We start from the raw sequence: 17,230 nt of genomic DNA on the forward strand, positions 1-17,230 counted from the left end.
TAGATGCTTTGCGGGAGTGCGGCGATGCGATCGAAATCCATTCGAATCGGGCTGGTCGGAGTCGGCAACTGCGCGTCCTCGCTCGTCCAGGGGCTCACTTTCTACCGAGACGCCAGGCAAGACGAGCCGGTGCCGGGACTGATGCATGTCAATCTCGGCGGCTACCACATAAGCGATATCGAAGTATCCGCCGCCTTCGACGTTGCCGCATCGAAGGTCGGCCGCGATGTTGCCGAAGCGATCGATGCGCCTCCGAACAACACGTTCCGTTTCGCAGACGTCGCATCGACCGGGATCACTGTCCAGCGCGGCAGGACGCTCGACGGGATCGGCCGATATCTGCGCGAGGAAATCGCGGAATCCGAGGCCGCCGCCGTCGATGTCGCCGAGGCCCTGCGGCAAAGCGAAACGGATGTGCTGGTCTCTTACCTCCCGGTCGGCTCGGAAGTGGCAACGCGCTGGTATGCGGAGCAGGCGCTTGCCGCCGGCTGCGGTTTCGTCAACTGCATCCCCGTCTTCATCGCTTCCGACCGGTCCTGGCAGAGGAAATTCGCCGAGCACGGCCTGCCGCTGATCGGCGACGACATCAAGAGCCAGGTCGGCGCCACCATCGTGCACCGGCTGCTCGCCAATCTCTTCCGCGACCGCGGCGTACGGATCGACCGGACTTATCAGCTCAATTTCGGCGGCAATACCGATTTCCTCAACATGCTCGAACGAGAGCGGCTGGAATCCAAGAAGATCTCCAAGACGCAATCGGTTGTCAGTCAGATGGATATGCCGCTTGCTCCCGGAGACATCCATGTCGGGCCGAGCGACCACGTGCCTTGGCTCGCCGACCGCAAGTTCGCCTATATCCGTGTCGAGGGCACCACATTCGGCAGCGTTCCGCTGAATGTCGAGCTGAAGCTCGAAGTCTGGGATTCGCCGAACTCCGCCGGCGTGGTCATCGATGCGGTGCGATGCGCCAAGCTCGGTTTGGACCGCGGCCTCGGCGGCCCGCTGATCGCCCCCTCAAGCTACTTCATGAAATCACCGCCCCGGCAATTCACCGATGCCGAGGCGCGCATACGGCTCGAAGAGTTCATCGCAGGCGACACCGACGCACTCCGGGGAGCGGCCGAGTGACGACCACGTTCCTTCTGGTGCGGCACGCCGCTCACGACAGGATCGGCAGCTTCCTTGCGGGGCGGACGGCAGACGTTCCGCTTGGACCAGCCGGCCGGGAACAGGCCATGCGCCTGGCGGCGCGGCTTTCCCGCGAGGACGTCGGCGCGATCCATGCCAGCCCGCGCAAGCGCACCCAGGAAACGGCCGCGGCAATTGCCGTTGCATCCGAAATTTCGGAGGTCGAAACCGCCGATGCGCTGGACGAGGTGGACTTTGGCGCGTGGTCCGGCAAGACCTTCGACGTGCTGAACACCGACCCGCATTGGCATCGGTGGAATTCGATAAGAAGCCTGGTGCGCGCACCGGGCGGAGAAACGATGCTGGAGGTCCAGTCGCGGGTGCTGGCGCTCGTCGAGAAGCTCGGCCGGCTCGAACGTGACGGAAAAGTCGTCCTTGTCAGCCATGCCGACGTCATCAAGGCCCTGGTGTGCCATGTGCTCGGCCTGTCGGTAGACGCCTGGCCCCGCTTCGAAATTGCACCCGCCTCCATCTCCACCATGGTGACGGGCGACTGGGGGGCAAAGCTACTGACATTGAACGAAGACGCATGGTGAGCCTCCCGGGCATCCCGAAAGCGCAGTTCGTTGAACCTGGCCGGTCTACGGCAGTTCGGAGGTACTGATGATCGAAGCCGCAATGATCTGGAACGAGCCGAACAACAAGTCGCATTGGGATCCGGAGATCGATCCTGATTGGAGCCGCTTTGCGCATATGGCGAAGCTCGCCGCGGACGCCATCGGAAATGTGAATCCCAATCTCACGAAGGTGCTCGGCGGCATCTCGCCGATCGACCCGGGCTTCCTGACGCTCATGGAAACCTATGGCGTGCTCGATCACGTCGACGCCGTTGCCGCCCATGGCTTTCCGCTCGACTGGAATCTCTGGCAGATCCACGAATGGCCGCAGAGAATCGACGAACTGCGGAGCGTCACCAATCTGCCGATCTGGGTAAGCGAGGTCGGCGTCTCGACGTTCGGGGCCGAGGAGGTGCAGCTATGGGGGCTGAAAAGAACCGCAGAGCTGCTCAAGGAAAGGGTCGAGCGGGTTCAGTGGTACAGCCTCTACGATCTGCCGCGCGCTTGGCCGGCCACCACCCGGCACAAGGAGGCGGAGGGCTCTTCCTATTACCGGCATTTCTACATGGGTCTTCTGCGCGAGGACGGCTCTCCGAAGCTGGCGCTTGAGGAATTCGCACGGCACACGCCGGAAGTCGGGCTCGTGCAGTGGTTCCATTTCGAGGACCCGCGGCTTGACGACGCCGTCCAATGGATGAAGCGCCTCGGCGTCACCCATCTGCGCACCGGCCTCTCCTGGGCCGATCGATTCCGGCCGGATGCGCTGGCGTGGTTCGATCGCCAGATGGAGGCGCTCGAGGATTTCGGCGTCACCGTCACGTATTGCTTCACGCCGGAACACAGGGGTCTCGCCCCGCACCACACGAGTGCACCGATCGTGCCGGAAGAGTTTGCCGAGTTCTGTGCCGAGATGACCGAGCGCTATGCACCTCACGCGTCGTCCGTCGGCGCCCGAGATCAGCCTCCGGTTTCACCCCGCCCGGCGATGCGATCGATGAGCTTTCCGACCCAGCCCCGCGAATAGGTGACACCCTGGTAAAGGGCGAGCATCGTCGAAGCCCAGCGTGTATAGAGCCATGGCATATGCAGTGCTCTAGCAAGCCAGAAAACGCGATGGCTCCCAGCGCTGATTGAACTGCGCAGCAAGTAGACCAGCATGCGCCGTGCGGACACGCCGCGCCAACTTGGCGCAACGCGCTTGTTCGGCCTTATCCCGGCACGCGGCCAAGTCAGGCGGAAGGCGAGCCCCTCGCGTCGCTGCCTGAATCCGGCCGCTTGGGTTTGCACCACGAAATCGGCATCGACCTCATTGAGATCCAGCCGCCCTTCGCTGGCGGCATCATCGATGAGCCGCCGCAGCAAGGGAGAGCGAACGACAACGACATTCGTGCCCCGACCGTCGGAGGAGTAGGGTTCGACCCAGGCATCCCCGAAGGAAATGTCCGCCGTCTCGGCGACCACGTCATCGCAGAAGTTGCAGGCGGAGTTCTGGAAATATCCGGCTCCCCAGTCGCCATCGACGAGATGCCACCAGTCCTTGCTCCTTGAACTTCCGTCCTTGAGCCGCAGGTGGGCGGTGTACCAGTTCGCCGGTCTGCTGAAGTCCTTCAGCCGGAAGTCGACACCCGCAACCTCTCGCATTCTTGCCTGCAGCTGCCAGGCGAAGCTTTCGACGAAGCGCGCGCTTTTCATGTGCCCGCAAAAGAGACCGAGCGTGAAGGCGATGCGCTCGCGCAGGACCGGATCCTGCCGGCAAAGCAGATGCACGGCCTTGACGAAGCACGGAATGCCGACCACCGCGTAACGCCCGGGGCGGCGCCTGATTTCGTCGAGAACCGCCGACATCTCGACGGGATAGTAGCGCGACTTGGCACCGCTTCGAACGTCTCCCACCCCTCGCGAAATACGGTAACGGAAGAGCGGTTGGCGATCACCCTCGCCGTCGGAGCGGGGTACCACATGAGCGACGCCGTCGACCATCTTCCTTGCCAGAAGCTCGGCGGCCGTCCAACTCGTCATGCCGCCGGAACTGCCTTCCGCCCGATAGTTCGCTTCGCGGACATGGCCGACATAGGCTGCCTCGAACCGCCCGATCAGCGGATCGCGGTACTTGGCCGATGGGAACCGCTCGTCGGCGATTTCGTCCTCGTTGGTGGCATGCGGGGAGAAGGGGCAGAGCGCAGCGAAGTTTGTCGAACTTCTTGCCGCTGACTGGCCTGGGATGCTTGGCTTGAATTGACCATAGCGATCGAGGCGCATGGTTGCATTGCTGCCGCTGGAGCTCGCCGCACAGGCTCCGCACCCGATGCACAAGCCGGACTGAGCGATCCGTCTCGGCGTGAGCCTGGAAGAGCCAGGCGGGATTTTCGGCGGATCAGTCGAGGACATGATCCAAGTAGGCCTGTGAGCGGAGGCGATGCTCCGCGAGCCGCGCTGCGATGGCCGGATGCGGTGCTTCGTCCAGAGCAGCTCCATAGTCCCTTTCACCCGCCCCTTCCGAAATGACGTGGCGTTCTGCGCCGACGAGTTGCGTTAGGTCGTGGATCTTGTTCCAGCGGTAGTCCGACATGACGCAGGCAAAAGCCTTGGAGTAGATCAAGGAGAAGACGCAACCATGGAAGAAATTCGTCACCACCGCCGCAGCACCGGCTATGAACCCGGCGAAATCGAACGGCCCGGCGTCGATCCACTGCTCGTCTGCCCAATCATTCCGATAGCCGACGCTGACGAGCCTGACCGCGCGTGCTTGCGCCCAGTGTCGAACCGAATCCTTGAACCAGTTGGGGAAGGAATGACCATAAACGGCAGCGTAAGGGCGCGGGAGTCTGTTTCTCGAAACCTCCTGGAAAGGCGTGATTGCCTCGGGAAATTGGAGACACGGGTCGAGGACAAGCGTCGCCTCGCGTCCGACCACATGCTCGATAATCGTCTTCGAGTTCTCGTCCCGCACGGAAATGCTATCGAACTTCCGCAGCCCCTCCGCCCAGAAGTTCTCAATCCCGCTTGCAGCGGGATGGTTCCCGAAGGTCGCGGCATAGGAGACGATCCGCCGCGCGGCGAGGCTATCGCCGTAGAACAATCGGCATCCTCCATACCAGGGATGACGCAGATTCCAGACCTCGTCGCTGCCGACGATAACAAGGTCGCAGCCTTCGATGCCGGTTGGATCATCCAGCGAGAAGGCATCGCTGAGGGGAAGCCCTTCAACAGCCTTCAAGAACTTCCTGATCTTTAAGGCGTAGAGCGGAGAGTCGGCAGGCGAAGTTCTGACCGGCAGCAGGGGTTGCAAGGCGCAGCGCCACTCGGCCCGACTGACGCGATCGGAGCTGTGGTTGAGAACGATCGGGTCTCTACCGCGAGAACGCAGCCCGTCGATCAAACAGCGCGTCTGCCAGAACGAGCCGTAATTGATGCAGCGGTGAAATGTCAGGACACCCAGTTTAGCCAATGGCCGGATCCTCTGCGCCTCTAACCGGCCGGACATAAGGAGGTTCCCGCGAGCCTCGCCGCAGCCGAGCGACTCAAAAATGCAGGGCTCCGGAACTGGGTGAGGAACATAAGGGCGCCCCCGGGCATTCGACTGCGGTCTTGGGGTGAAATCATGTCGCTGCTTGGTTGGATTGTCGGTCGGCGTCTTGCGAATCGGGAGCAGCCGGGGCGGAAGATCGGCGCCTTCGAGGGCGTGCCTGCAATGGGCCTCGACGGTCTGGGATCTTCGGCTTACGGGCCGGAGGCGGCGCTCACGATCCTGATACCCTTCGGCGCGGCCGGACTAGTCTACATAGGGCCAATCATGGCTGCGATCATCGCGCTGCTCATGATCCTCTATCTCTCCTATCGCCAGACCATTGCCGCTTATCCGAGCAATGGCGGCGCCTATATCGTCGCCAGGGAAAATCTCGGCCGGAATGCAAGCCTGCTTGCGGCCGCCGCGTTGATGGTCGACTATGTTCTGAACGTCGCTGTCGGCATCTCGGCCGGCGTCGCGGCGCTCGTCTCCGCCGCGCCGGCCCTGCACCCATACATTTTGCCGCTCTGCCTCGGCATCCTCGGGCTGGTCACGATCGTGAACCTGCGCGGCACGCTCGATGCCGGCCGCCTGTTCGCGCTTCCGACCTATATCTTCGTCGCAAGCTTCTTTGTCGTTCTGGGTATCGGCGTATGGAAAGCGCTGAATTCGGACGGCAACCCCGAACCGGTTATTCCGCCTGCCGCCCTCCCCGGCGCCGCGGAAACCGCTGGCGCCTGGCTGCTGATGCATGCATTCGCCAGCGGATGCACGGCAATGACGGGTGTCGAAGCGGTCAGCAACGGCATGAACGCCTTCAAGGACCCGCCGGTCAAATACGGCCGCCGGACGCTCGCGGCGATCTGCGCCATCCTCGGACTGCTGCTGGCGGGTATCGCCTATCTCGCCGGCAACTACCGCATCGTCGCCATGGATCAGGAGAAGGAGGGCTACCGGAGCGTGCTTTCCCAACTCGCCCAGGCGGTCGTCGGCGACGGGCTGCTCTACTATCTGACAATCGGCAGTCTGCTCTGCGTGCTGGCACTCTCGGCCAATACGAGCTTCGTCGGCTTTCCCCGCCTCTGCCGGACGGTCGCCACCGACGGTTTTCTGCCCCGCCCCTTTGCGGTCGTCGGCCGGCGGCTGGTTTTCTCCATCGGCATCTTCTACCTGGCGGCAACCGCCGGATTGCTGCTGTCCGCCTTCGGCGGCATTACCGAGCATTTGATCCCGCTCTTCGCGGTCGGCGCGTTCCTCACCTTCACGATCTCGCAGACAGGCATGGTCGTGCACTGGATAAGGGCGCTGCGCAATGAGAACGACCCCGGAACGCGCACCGCCCATCGCGCCCACCTTTTCGTCAACGGGTTGGGCGCAGCAGTTACGGCCGTGGCCCTGGTGGTGATCATTGCGGCGAAGTTTACCGAGGGAGCCTGGATCACCGTCCTCGTCATTCCCGCCGTGATCCTGTTGCTCAGGTCGATCCGGCGGTATTACGTCCGGCTCGACCGTACGCTGCGCAAGGCGGGACCGATTACCCTTGACCGCATCGAAGCACCGGTCGTGCTGGTCGTCACGGAGCACTGGAACAAGCTTGCCGACAAGGCGCTCAGCTTCGCATTCCGCCTTTCGCCCGATGTGCTTGCCGTTCACGTCACGGCACTTGAGGGCGATGATCAGGATGACGAGCGTAGAATCCGCGCGCTGTGGGCCCGGGATGTCGACAGCCCGGCGCGGGCCGCCGGAATCAAGCCGCCAAGGCTTCTTCTCCTCAAATCCAACTATCGGCTGATGCACGATCCGCTGCTGCGGCTGGTCAAGGAACTGCAGGAGGAGTTCGCGGGCCGAAGCATCGCCGTGCTGCTGCCGGAAGTCGTCAAGACGAGCTGGTGGCAGACGCTTTTGCACACCCATCGCGCCCGGCGCCTGCACTCGAAGCTCCTGCGCTTCGGCGGCTCCAGCCTCGTGGTGATCTCGATGCCCTGGTATCTCGAAGAGCCCGAGATCGAGGAGGGCATCGTTTCAGAACAGCAACCGGAACCCGAGCTTTCGGCGGTTGCCGCGGAACTCGCCGACGGAGCAAGGCCGCGGGACTAGGGACAATCGCGGCTCCTGGCGCGGGCGAGGAACCGGTGGAGGCCCGTCTAGAGAGGAGAGATTTGCACGCCTCGGCCACGCGCTCGCAATCAGAAACGCCGTCGAAGTGAAACTGGCTGCCTTTAGGTCGCCCTCCCAATTCCTTGCCGCGAAAAGATATGCGATGCCGTCCATCCGCAATTCAGCGCCTTCTTATTGAACTGAGGGAAAAGCCGCGAATAAGGCACGTAATCAACGTTTTTGCCGTGCTGGTCTTTGCGGCAGACAGCGCATCCTCCTCATTCCGCGGCTAGTGAACTGCGGCCGTTGTTCAGCATCATCAGCCGCTTCGCTCTTTCTAGACATTCGGCCTGCTCGTAGCGATAACGCGCACCGACCTCCATCATCAGCACCGTGTCGGGCAGGAAATTAAGCTCGCTGAAGATATCCTCCCAGTCGATATCGCCCCAACCGAGCGGCATATGCAGGTCACCGATGCCAAGCGCTGTGAATTCCTGCGGGTAGAAGCCCTTGTAGAAGGCCTGCGGCCGGCCGAAGGAATCGTGGACGTGGAGATGACCCGTTACCCGCGCCATGGCGCGTATCTGTTCACGGAAGTTGAGCCCGCGATAGGTAGATTCGATGTAGGCGTGGCTGAAGTCGATCAGCGCCACCAGGTTGGAATGGCTGACCGCCTTCACCGTTTCCGCAATCTCGGCCGGGGTTTGGCGATACTGCCCCGGCTCCGTGGTGAAGATGTTCTCCAGGGCAATCACCACGCCGTAGGGTTTTGCATATTCGGCAAGCTCTAGCAGCGCCTCGCGCTCCCGCCGGTCCGCTTCCGCCCGCTCGAAAGGCTGGTCGGCGCGCAAGTGCCCGCCATGCTGAACCAGTGTTCGGGCGCCGATCCGATCGCAGATCTCCACCAGCGCCTTGGCGGCCTGCAACTGATAACCCGCCGTCGCCGGATCCATGAAGTTCGAGGAAACGAGGCCATGAACCGTGTAGCGGAAGGGGAACCCGCCGGTGAGCGCCACAAGCCGCTCCGCTCTTTCCTTGATGATGCGTCCGCCCGCGATGAGGTCGATGCTCGTCAGGCCCAGTTCGACCGCATCGACGCCGAGCGCGCTCAGGCGGCGGAGATCGACTTCAAGGCTGTCCAGTTCGCCGTCCACGGACTCCACGCTAAACCCGGTTGCGATGATATTGCTCATAGCTCGTCTCCATTTGGATGGCCGACCGCGGCCGGCATTATGCGGCAATGGTGTCACGTAGGCGGAGCGCCAGATCGGGACTGTCGGATGTCAGATGGCCGATGCCTCGATCGAGCCAGCGGCGGATTTCCCCATCCTCATTCAGGGTCCAGACGCAGAGCCGCTCCAGCGGCATGGTGCTGCGGATCAGCTCCCACTCGGCCGCCATCAACTCGTGGTGGATCGCGACGATGTCGACGAGGTCATCGACCGCGGCGAGAAATGCACCGAGCCCGCCCTGCCGTCGCGCCCAGTCTTCGTTGACGGATACGAGACGCGCGACATGCGGGGCATTGCGCCGGCAGTCCGTCAGCACGGATGTGTCGAAAGAGGTTAGATGGGCGCGTTTGTCCGCCCCGAAGCGCCGAAGCTCCTCCGCCACGCGCCGGGCGATATCCGGATAGGGCGTACCGGATTCATCGACCTTGATTTCGACATGCAGGTGTGGCCCGTCACTCAATGCAAGGACGTCCAGCACTTCGGCCAATGTCGGGATCGTCTCGTCCGTATCTCGCAATCTCGTCGCTGCACGCATTGCGGGCGTCAGCCGGCGCACCGGCCCGGCGGCTTCGGCCGTCCTGTCGAGCATCGCATCGTGGATGACGAGCAGCTCGCCCGAATCCGTCTGGTGCACGTCGAACTCCATCGCATCGACACCGAGCTGAAGGGCGTTGCGGAATCCGGTCAGCGAATTTTCCGGCCACAGATTGCGGGCACCGCGATGACCGATAACCTTTGTCATGGGGATGGTTCCTTAGCGTATCGTCGGGTCGAGCTTGTCGCGGAGCCAGTCTCCGACAAGCGAGATGGAAAGGGTCGTAAAGATGATGACGGCAGCGGGGGCGAGCATGATCCAGGGGGCGCGGGTCAGATATTCCCGCCCGAAGCCCACCATGTTGCCCAGGCTTGTCTCGGGCGGCTGCACGCCGAGACCGAGGAACGACAGTCCGCTCTCCATCAGGATGATCTCCGGAAATGTCAGTGTCATCGAGACGATCAGCGTCGACGCGACATTGGGGAGGATATGGCGGAGATAGACCCGCGCCGGGGTTGCACCGAGCTGCACGACCGCGGCCGCATAGCCCTGCGCCCCGGCCGAGATCGCCAGTCCGCGGGCGATCCGGGCATAGCGCTCCCATCCATAAAAACCCATCAGGCAGACGAGCAACTCCATGGACGAACCGAAGAATGCGAGGACAGCGAGAGACATGATGAGAAACGGCAGGGCCGCCTGGAAGTCCGCAAGCACGAGCACGAGATGCTCGACCACGCCGCGGAAGCGCGCCGCTGCGAAGCCGAGCGCCGTACCGAACACGGCAGACAGAAGCGTCGCGCCAAAGGCGATGATCAACGACACGCGGATCGACTGGATCAGCCGCGACAGCACGTCCCTGCCAAGTTCGTCGGTGCCGAGCCAGTGCTTGAGCGTGCCCGGCGAAGAAAGCCGGCTCGTCAGATCCATGGCGGTGATTTCATACGGCCGCAGGTAGTCGGCAAACAGGGCGATCGCGACCATCGCCGTTAACCAGATGACGCCGGACGCCACCGAAATCGGCATTCTCAGGCGCAGGGATGCAACGGCGCCTCGAAGCCGCCCCGCAGGCGACGTTTTCTCGAGCAGATCAACGGAAGCCATCTCGCATCTCCTCACTGAGCTGCATGCGACCGCAGCCGCGGATCGAGCCAGCCATAGAGCAGGTCGACGACGAGATTCGACACCACCATCGCCGCCGCGATGATCAACAGAATGCACTGCACGACGGCGAGGTCGCGGTTGCTCACCGAAACGACCAGCAGCCGGCCGATGCCCGGCCAGGAAAAGATCGATTCCACCACGACGGCGCCGGCGATCAACGAGCCGACCATGAAGCCGACGATCGTCACGATCGGAACCGCGGCGTTCGGAAGCGCGTGGCTCCAGATGACGTCGCGCCATTTCAGCCCCTTGGCAGAAGCGGTGCGGATATAGGGCTGCCCCATCACCTCGATCATGGCGCTGCGCGAAAAGCGGGCGAGAATGCCGATGCCACCGATGCTCATGGTGATCGTCGGCAGAATGCCATGCGCCCATGTGTCCTGGCCGCCGGACGGCAGCACCCCGAGAAGAACCGAGAAGATCAGCACGAGGACCAGGCCCATCACGAAGGAGGGAATGGTAAACCCGATGATCGCCAGCATGATCACGCCGCGGTCGGCGAAGCTCTGGCGATGGAGGGCGGCATAGACACCGGCCGGGATACCGATCAGAAGCTTGCAGATCAGCGCCGGCACGGTCAATTGCAGGGTAGCCGGCACCCGCTCCATTACCAGCTGAAGCGCCGAAGCCTTGTCGCGCATGGAGACGCCGAAATCGCCGGTGAGGATCGATTTGATGTAGGCGAGGTATTGGATCCACAACGGCTGGTCCAGGCCCCAGGCCCTGCGGAAAGCCTCTACAGCGTCCTGCGGGACGTCCGGACCGAGCATCACCTGGGCCGGGTCGCCGGACATGCGCAGCACGACGAAGGCGAAGGTCACGACGGCCAGAATCGTGATCGCGGCCCGAAGCAGTCGCACGAGAACGAAGCGGATCATGCCCGTCTCCTCAAAGTCTCGACCGACGCGCCCTCACCGGCCACGACGTGGCATGCTGCGGTTCGCCCGCTGCCGATCCGGCGAAGAGGCGGCACGCTCGTGCGGCAGATGTCGCGCGCGAGAGCGCAGCGGGGATGGAAAGCGCAACCCGATGGGCGATCCGCCGGATTGGGAGGTTCGCCCTGAAGGATGACCCGGCCTTCGAGCAGCTTGCCAGGCACGGGCACGCTTGAAACCAGTGCCCTGGTGTAGGGGTGCTGAGGAGAGTGAAAAATCACGTCCGACGAGGCCTCCTCGACGATTCGGCCGAGATACATCACCGCGACGCGATCGGCAATGTTGCGAACGACCTTCAGATCATGGCTGATGAAGACCATGGCGATGCCCTTTTGCTCCTGGAGGTCACGCAGCATATTGACGACCTGGGCCTGGATCGAGACGTCCAGCGCGGAGACCGGCTCGTCGCAGACGAGAAGCTTCGGCCGGGAAGCAAGAGCGCGGGCAATGACGGCCCGCTGCCGCTGGCCGCCCGAAAGCTCATGCGGGAAACGGCCGGCCTGATCGGGACGCAATCCGACCGCCGCCATCAGCTCGGCGACACGGGCTGGACGATGTTCCTTCGGGATGATCCTGTGGATCTCCAACGGCTCGCCGATCTGCGTGGCGATCGTCAAGCGCCTGTCGAGCGCCGCGAGCGGGTCCTGGTAGATGAGCTGCATCTTCGCGCGCAGCGCCCGCCATTCGGCCGTGCCGTATTGCGGCACGGGGCGGCCCTCGAAATTCACCGCGCCCGTCTGCGCCGGGTCGATGCCCAGCAGCATCCGACCCAGTGTCGATTTGCCGGAACCGGATTCGCCGACAATCCCGAGCGTCTCGCCCGGCATCACCGCCAGCGAGATGCCGTCGACAGCGCGTATCGGGCTCGGGCGCCCGAAGAGACCGCGCCGGACTTCATAGATGCGGACGAGATTGTCCGCTTCGACAAGCGGCATCACTGTACCAATCCCTCGGTAATTCTTCTCTTTGCCTCGCTGCGTGTGACCGCCGGAACCGGACGCGGGCAGGCAAGCCGGCGGCCGTCATCCTGCGGCTCGAGAGGCGGACGCGCGGTCCAGCAGGCGTCGACGGCGCGTGGGCAGCGCGGCGAGAAGGAGCACCCCTCGGGTAGATGTTTCGGGTTCGGAACCGTGCCCGGAATCGGAATGAGCCGCTGGCGCGGCCCGTCGATCCGCGGAATCGCGTCGAACAATCCGCGCGTATAGGGATGTCGCGGCTCGGCGAACAGTTGGGCGACGGTTCCCTCCTCGACGATCCGGCCGGCATACATGACGCAGACTCGCTCGCACACCTGCGAGACGGCGCCGAGGTCATGGCTGATGAAAACGATCGCCATGCCGGTCTCTGCCCGAAGCTTGTTCAGAAGATCGAGGATCTGCGCCTGGATGGTCGCATCGAGCGCCGTCGTCGGTTCGTCCGCGATCAAGAGGTCCGGTTGGCCTGCAAGCGCCATCGCAATCATCAGGCGCTGACACTGCCCACCGGAGAACTCGTGCGGGAAAAGATCGAAGCGCCGAGACGCATCGGGGATGCCGACCATGTCCATCAGCCGCAAGGATTCGGCTCGAGCAGCCGCGCCGCGAAGGCCGCGGTGAATGTGAAGCGCTTCGACGATCTGCCTGCCGACCCGCAGGACCGGGTTGAGCGAGCTCGACGGGTCTTGGAAAATCATTGCGATCCGTCCGCCGCGGATCTCTTCGATGGCGGGACGCCGCGCTCCGCACAGTTCCCGGCCATCGACCCTCACAGAACCTGTAACCGCCGCCTTTCCCGGCAGCAGCCCCAGCGCCGCGAGCCAGGTCACGGACTTGCCGCAACCCGACTCGCCGACAAGCCCGAGAGCCTCTCCGCTGGCGACATTGAGGTCGATGCCATGCAGCACCTGCACGCCATCGAAGACGACCTTCAGATCACGCAATTCCACCAGGTTGGTGTTGGCTGCGCTCATTTCTCACTCCGATCGTGTTCCGGCTGCCGCATTGTTGTTTCGGTGCCAGCAGGATTCGGGGCAGCCGCAGCGCTGCCCGAATCCTTGGATCAGCGTTTCACCCGGCCCAGTTAGAGGCCCTGAAGTCCATTGCAAAGGCGGGCGCCGCCTTCCACTTCAAAGAGGACTTCACGCCGGTGAATACCGCGTTCTGGTGAAGCACCTGGTAGACCGGGTCTTCGCGCTCGCAGATCTCGAGCATGCGGGCAAAGGCCTTCCTGCGCTTGGCGTGGTCGGTGCTGGTTTCGAGAATCTGGGCCATCTGGTTGGCCTCCGCATTCGTCCAGTCCTTCTTCTGCTGGACCTCGCCGTTCGGGCCGAATCCGGCGACGATCGAGGAGACGGGATCACCGAATGCGGCACCGGCCGACCAGTCGCGCACGCCCTTCACTCCCGAGGGATCATGGATCTGTCCCCAGTTCTCCTTCATCTGGATCTCGACGTTGAGCCCCACCTGCCGCCACATCTCCACCATGATCTGACCATTGGCGGTCTGGTTCGTGTAGTAGTTGTTGAGAAGACGGAACGGGATCGCATCGCCCTTGTAGTTGGCCTGCTTCAAAAGATCCTTGGCGAGCTGCGGGTTATATTCCGGAACTGTCCAGCCTTCGATGAACATGTCGCCGTAGAAGGGGAACTGGAGACCGGCCGGAACGGTTGTCTGGCCCGCCCAGAGTGCCTCGACGATCGCCTGCCGATCGATCGAATGGGTCATGGCGCGACGGACCAGCGGATCCTGAAGGATCGGGTTCTGGACATTGAAAACCGAGATGCGGTGATTGTGGATGGTGGAGCCCTGTACCTCGTACCCGGCCGCCCCCTGGACGGCAGCGATTTGATCGGGCGGCAAGTCGCAGGCGAAGTCGTACTCACCGGAAAGCAGCCCATTCACGCGCGAGGAAACCTCGGGAACCTCAACGAATCGGATCTCCTCCAGCGGCGGACGACCACCCCAATATTCGTCGAAGGCGACGAGGGTCAAAGAGACATCGGGCTTGTGCTCGCCGACCATATAGGGGCCGGTGGTGATCGGCTTGCGCGCCCAATCGATATAAGTCTTAGCCTCGTCCCAGGCACGGCGATTGGCGATCTGACTGCCGAAGGCGTATAGGCGACCTTCGATGGTGACGTCCGGCGTCGCATTGTGGAAGCGGACGGTATATTTGTCGATGGCCTCGACGCCGGCGAGCGCCGGCCATAGGCGGCGGCCGGTGCCCGGGACGATTGCCGGCAGCTCCTTGGCATTCGTCGGCTTGTGCTCGTCTTCGAAGATGGTCTTGCCGCCTGCGGGCTGCGTGTCACCGAAGACGCGCTGGGCCGAGAAGCTGAACACAACGTCTTCGGCCGTCAATTCATCGCCATTGTGGAACTTCACACCCTGACGCAGCTTCAGCTCGAGCGTCTTGTCGTCGACGCGCTTCCATTCCGTCGCGAGGCCCGCAACGGAACCCTGATTGCCCATCCAGTCACGCAGGATCAGGCCTTCCCAGAGGTTCGGGAAGAACACGCGCTCGCCGACATTCGACGTTTCGTTCCAGACGTCGAGCGTATTGTTGATGGTGATCTTCTGCACCGCAATCGTCACGGAGGGTCGCGTGCCCTGGCTCAACGCGAAGCGTGGCAGGATCATACTGCCCGCAGTCGCGCCTATGAGACCGAGGGCGCTGCGCCGATTGATTGAAAGCATGGGAATCTCCTTTTGCCTTGGATCGAGGCATTACTCGGGGGACACTGCTTGGCGACGCTCTTATGTCCGGCGGCGTGTCGTTTTCCTGATGTTCGGGTGAAACTTCCGTGACATGGGTCGACAGCGGTGCTGCGAGCTGGGCGTCGTAGCTCCTTGGGCGAATGTATCGCTTGCAACCGGTGCGGTGTCGGCCCGCGCACCATCGCAATCGAAAAGCCGAGGAACTGTCGTCATGGAGTACGGCGCCTGGAAGGTTGTCGTTGAGAGCCAATTAATTTACATATGTTACATTGATGTGACGTTTGTAACAACAAGAGAGAACTGCATGGGGCAGCAGGAGTTGATGATCAGGGCCGCCTGGCTCTATCACGTCGAGGGACTGACACAGGCCGAGATCGGCGAGCGCATGAATCTCACACGTCGTCGGATAAATGAGCTTCTCGCGGCGGCGCTGGAAGAGGGAGTCGTCCGCATCAGCTTCAGTTCGCCGCTGGCCGAGAATGTCGAACTCGAATCGCGCTTGCGTAACCGCTTCGGATTGGAAGACGCGGTGGTTGTGCCGACCCCGGTCGATCCGCGCCAGCTTCACTCCGTGATCGGGCGTGGCGCTGCCGGCTATCTGGATCGCTTGATCCAATCGAGAAAACCGGCCTCGATCGGCGTCGGCTGGGGAGCGACGCTGCGTGAAACGGTACTGCACATGACCCCTGCCAGCGAGCCGCAAATCGACGTGCGCTCAATGATGGGCGGCCTGACGCACGGCTCGCAGATCAATACATTCGAGATTGTCCGTGGCTTCGCCCAGATCCTGAAGGCGCAGTGCCACTATTTCGTGGCGCCGATCTATGCGGAAAGTCCGCAGTCACGCGATGCCATCATCGCCCAGTCAGTGTTCCGGAAGATCTTCCGCCAGACCTGTGACGTCGACGTGTCCTACCTCAGCGCTGGCGACATGTCGCAGCAGTCGCTGCAGGTGCGCTTTGGCCTACCGCAAGGAACAAATGTCACCGATCTGATCGCCGTCGGCGCAGTCGGCGATCTGCTGGGGTGCTATCTCGATGCCGAAGGCAACCCCATCGACCACCCAATCAACAGCCAGGTGCTTTCACCGGAACTGGACGAATATCGCCAAATCCCTTGCCGCATCGTCGCCTCAGGCGGCCTGCACAAGCACGCCATTCTCCTGGCGCTGGCAAGAGCAAGATTAGCGACGATCATCATCACCGACGCCGAGAGCGCCAAAGCCATGCTGCAGCAAGCTTAGCGGCGAACGACCGTCACGAGGACCTGCGGGTAATGAACCGCGTCTCGAGGTAAGCCTCGATCAAGCTGGTGATCGAGGAGAAAGAGGCGGCGGCCCGGCGCTGCGCGCCAAGTACACCCCGCTCCAGTTCGAGAACTGTGGCCGAAATGAAGAACCGTGCCGCATCCTCCGCTGGCCTGACTGGTCATAGCAAGTACCGTTGGCCCAACCTATCTGGCGCCTACTCCGTGCGACAAGCCAATCGGCGACGGAATAGAAGTCGCGGCGTTACGTTTCTCCCGGGTCACTCAACTGGAGAACCGGGATGTTTCATTTTCTGCAGAAAGGACCGCGGGTGATCCGCTTTCTCTGCCGTCCGGAGGACCGCGACGTCATCGCGCCGCCGGTACCCGCCAAACTGGCCCTGCCGGATTGGTTCCGCAGGCTGCCGCCGGTCGACAAAAAGCACCTGTCGACGACCAATAACGGTCTAACCGTCAAACGCTGCATGCCATTCCTCGACGCGATGACCACCGGCTGGATCCTGCCGATCGCTGCAACCGTGCGACTCGAGATCAAGGATGGCGGCCGCGATGTCGAGGCCGGCTGGGAGTTCGACCGGGTGATGGTCAGCAATCACGGCGCCCATCAGGTGGCGGGTAATCCCAGAGAGCCCTCGCCGCCGTGCAAGTTTCATAACTACTGGTCGATCCGCACGCCGCCGGGCTGGAGTTGCCTGTTTCTGCCGCCGCTCAACCGGCCGGGACAGCCTTTCGAATGCGTGGCGGGCATCGTCGACACCGACACCTATGCCGCTCACATCCATTTTCCCTTCTTCGCGACGGCACCGGACGGTCTCCATGTCGTTGAGAAGGGCACGCCGCTTGTGCAAGTGATACCGTTTCGCCGCACCGATACCGCCGTCACGGCAGAGATCCGCACCGAGACACGCAACGAGGCCGCGGAACGCGATACGATCTACCGGAATACCATTGCCGGCGAAGGTTGGTATCGCAAGACGGCGCGTGCTGCTCGCTGAAATTTATGAGGCGCATAGAGAACGGGGGCCGGATCGATCCGGCCCCCGCTCTTTTTTACCC

15 protein-coding genes are annotated in these 17,230 nt (G+C 62.8%); 6 read left to right on the forward strand and 9 right to left on the reverse strand.

All coding sequences use genetic code 11. The features are described 5' to 3' along the window. The first annotated feature begins 24 nt into the window (after positions 1-24). The 3 genes from USDA257_RS24990 (at position 25) to USDA257_RS25000 (ending at position 2,769) form a co-directional block, all read left to right on the forward strand. Positions 25-1,128, forward strand: a complete 1,104-nt coding sequence (locus tag USDA257_RS24990) for an inositol-3-phosphate synthase (protein WP_014765768.1) — start codon at positions 25-27, stop codon at positions 1,126-1,128. Next, positions 1,125-1,724 carry a histidine phosphatase family protein gene (locus tag USDA257_RS24995; RefSeq protein WP_014765769.1) on the forward strand — a complete coding sequence of 200 codons (600 nt, stop codon included), beginning with the start codon at positions 1,125-1,127 and terminating at the stop codon, positions 1,722-1,724. Before USDA257_RS24990 ends, USDA257_RS24995 begins: the two co-directional genes overlap by 4 nt. A 67-nt stretch (positions 1,725-1,791) precedes the next feature. Continuing rightward, complete coding sequence (locus tag USDA257_RS25000; protein WP_014765770.1) at positions 1,792-2,769, forward strand: beta-xylosidase; 978 nt, start codon at positions 1,792-1,794, stop codon at positions 2,767-2,769. Here USDA257_RS25000 and USDA257_RS25005 read toward each other — a convergent pair. Both USDA257_RS25005 and USDA257_RS25010 read right to left on the reverse strand, forming a co-directional pair. After that, positions 2,703-4,133 (reverse strand): Coenzyme F420 hydrogenase/dehydrogenase, beta subunit C-terminal domain, encoded by a 1,431-nt coding sequence (locus USDA257_RS25005; RefSeq protein WP_080605689.1) that lies wholly within the window; start codon positions 4,131-4,133, stop codon positions 2,703-2,705. The two genes, USDA257_RS25000 and USDA257_RS25005, sit on opposite strands and share 67 nt — an antisense overlap. Next, positions 4,120-5,193, reverse strand: coding sequence for a polysaccharide pyruvyl transferase family protein (locus USDA257_RS25010; protein ID WP_041415603.1), 1,074 nt, complete (start codon positions 5,191-5,193; stop codon positions 4,120-4,122). Before USDA257_RS25010 ends, USDA257_RS25005 begins: the two co-directional genes overlap by 14 nt. Positions 5,194-5,346: 153 nt before the next feature. Here USDA257_RS25010 and USDA257_RS25015 point away from each other — a divergent pair, with 153 nt between their 5' ends. Further along, positions 5,347-7,350: an APC family permease gene (locus tag USDA257_RS25015; RefSeq protein WP_014765773.1), complete on the forward strand. Its 2,004-nt coding sequence runs from the start codon at positions 5,347-5,349 to the stop codon at positions 7,348-7,350. A 278-nt stretch (positions 7,351-7,628) separates the two neighbouring features. On the opposite strand, the gene USDA257_RS25020 is transcribed toward USDA257_RS25015, so the two are convergent. From USDA257_RS25020 to USDA257_RS25050, 7 genes are all read right to left on the reverse strand, one after another. After that, entirely contained in the window at positions 7,629-8,543 is a 915-nt protein-coding gene (locus tag USDA257_RS25020) for a TIM barrel protein (protein ID WP_014765774.1), read from the reverse strand. 37 nt (positions 8,544-8,580) lie between these two features. Beyond that, entirely contained in the window at positions 8,581-9,324 is a 744-nt protein-coding gene (locus tag USDA257_RS25025; RefSeq protein WP_014765775.1) for a glycerophosphodiester phosphodiesterase family protein, read from the reverse strand. Between the two features lie 12 nt (positions 9,325-9,336). Continuing rightward, positions 9,337-10,218, reverse strand: coding sequence for an ABC transporter permease (locus USDA257_RS25030; protein ID WP_014765776.1), 882 nt, complete (start codon positions 10,216-10,218; stop codon positions 9,337-9,339). An 11-nt stretch (positions 10,219-10,229) separates the two neighbouring features. After that, entirely contained in the window at positions 10,230-11,156 is a 927-nt protein-coding gene (locus tag USDA257_RS25035; protein WP_014765777.1) for an ABC transporter permease, read from the reverse strand. Continuing rightward, positions 11,153-12,151: an ABC transporter ATP-binding protein gene (locus tag USDA257_RS25040; RefSeq protein WP_086018024.1), complete on the reverse strand. Its 999-nt coding sequence runs from the start codon at positions 12,149-12,151 to the stop codon at positions 11,153-11,155. The genes USDA257_RS25035 and USDA257_RS25040 overlap by 4 nt, the downstream gene beginning before the upstream one ends. Continuing rightward, on the reverse strand, positions 12,148-13,161 hold the full coding sequence (locus USDA257_RS25045; protein WP_014765779.1) for an ABC transporter ATP-binding protein: 1,014 nt from the start codon (positions 13,159-13,161) through the stop codon (positions 12,148-12,150). Before USDA257_RS25045 ends, USDA257_RS25040 begins: the two co-directional genes overlap by 4 nt. Positions 13,162-13,258: 97 nt before the next feature. Then, the gene (locus USDA257_RS25050; protein WP_014765780.1) at positions 13,259-14,887 is read right to left on the reverse strand and encodes an ABC transporter substrate-binding protein; all 1,629 of its coding nucleotides are present in this window, start codon (positions 14,885-14,887) and stop codon (positions 13,259-13,261) included. Positions 14,888-15,212: 325 nt separating this feature from the next. Between USDA257_RS25050 and USDA257_RS25055 the strand changes: the two genes are divergently transcribed. Next, a complete protein-coding gene (locus USDA257_RS25055) occupies positions 15,213-16,151 on the forward strand; it encodes a sugar-binding transcriptional regulator (RefSeq protein ID WP_041414652.1) in 939 nt (312 codons plus the stop codon). A gap of 304 nt (positions 16,152-16,455) precedes the next feature. After that, positions 16,456-17,169 (forward strand): DUF6065 family protein, encoded by a 714-nt coding sequence (locus USDA257_RS25060; RefSeq protein WP_014765782.1) that lies wholly within the window; start codon positions 16,456-16,458, stop codon positions 17,167-17,169. The last annotated feature ends 61 nt before the right edge of the window (positions 17,170-17,230 follow it).

The sequence above is a fragment of the Sinorhizobium fredii USDA 257 genome (assembly GCF_000265205.3).
GTDB lineage: Bacteria > Pseudomonadota > Alphaproteobacteria > Rhizobiales > Rhizobiaceae > Sinorhizobium > Sinorhizobium fredii_B.

Excerpts from the sequence above, each read along its gene's own strand:
- USDA257_RS24990 (WP_014765768.1), top strand. The coding sequence starts at position 25 with ATGCGATCGAAATCCATTCGAATCGGGCTGGTCGGAGTCGGCAACTGC.
- USDA257_RS25000 (WP_014765770.1), top strand. The coding sequence starts at position 1,792 with ATGATCGAAGCCGCAATGATCTGGAACGAGCCGAACAACAAGTCGCAT.
- USDA257_RS25005 (WP_080605689.1), bottom strand. The coding sequence starts at position 4,133 with ATGTCCTCGACTGATCCGCCGAAAATCCCGCCTGGCTCTTCCAGGCTC.
- USDA257_RS25015 (WP_014765773.1), top strand. The coding sequence starts at position 5,347 with ATGTCGCTGCTTGGTTGGATTGTCGGTCGGCGTCTTGCGAATCGGGAG.
- USDA257_RS25020 (WP_014765774.1), bottom strand. The coding sequence starts at position 8,543 with ATGAGCAATATCATCGCAACCGGGTTTAGCGTGGAGTCCGTGGACGGC.
- USDA257_RS25025 (WP_014765775.1), bottom strand. The coding sequence starts at position 9,324 with ATGACAAAGGTTATCGGTCATCGCGGTGCCCGCAATCTGTGGCCGGAA.
- USDA257_RS25030 (WP_014765776.1), bottom strand. The coding sequence starts at position 10,218 with ATGGCTTCCGTTGATCTGCTCGAGAAAACGTCGCCTGCGGGGCGGCTT.
- USDA257_RS25035 (WP_014765777.1), bottom strand. The coding sequence starts at position 11,156 with ATGATCCGCTTCGTTCTCGTGCGACTGCTTCGGGCCGCGATCACGATT.
- USDA257_RS25045 (WP_014765779.1), bottom strand. The coding sequence starts at position 13,161 with ATGAGCGCAGCCAACACCAACCTGGTGGAATTGCGTGATCTGAAGGTC.
- USDA257_RS25050 (WP_014765780.1), bottom strand. The coding sequence starts at position 14,887 with ATGCTTTCAATCAATCGGCGCAGCGCCCTCGGTCTCATAGGCGCGACT.
- USDA257_RS25055 (WP_041414652.1), top strand. The coding sequence starts at position 15,213 with ATGGGGCAGCAGGAGTTGATGATCAGGGCCGCCTGGCTCTATCACGTC.
- USDA257_RS25060 (WP_014765782.1), top strand. The coding sequence starts at position 16,456 with ATGTTTCATTTTCTGCAGAAAGGACCGCGGGTGATCCGCTTTCTCTGC.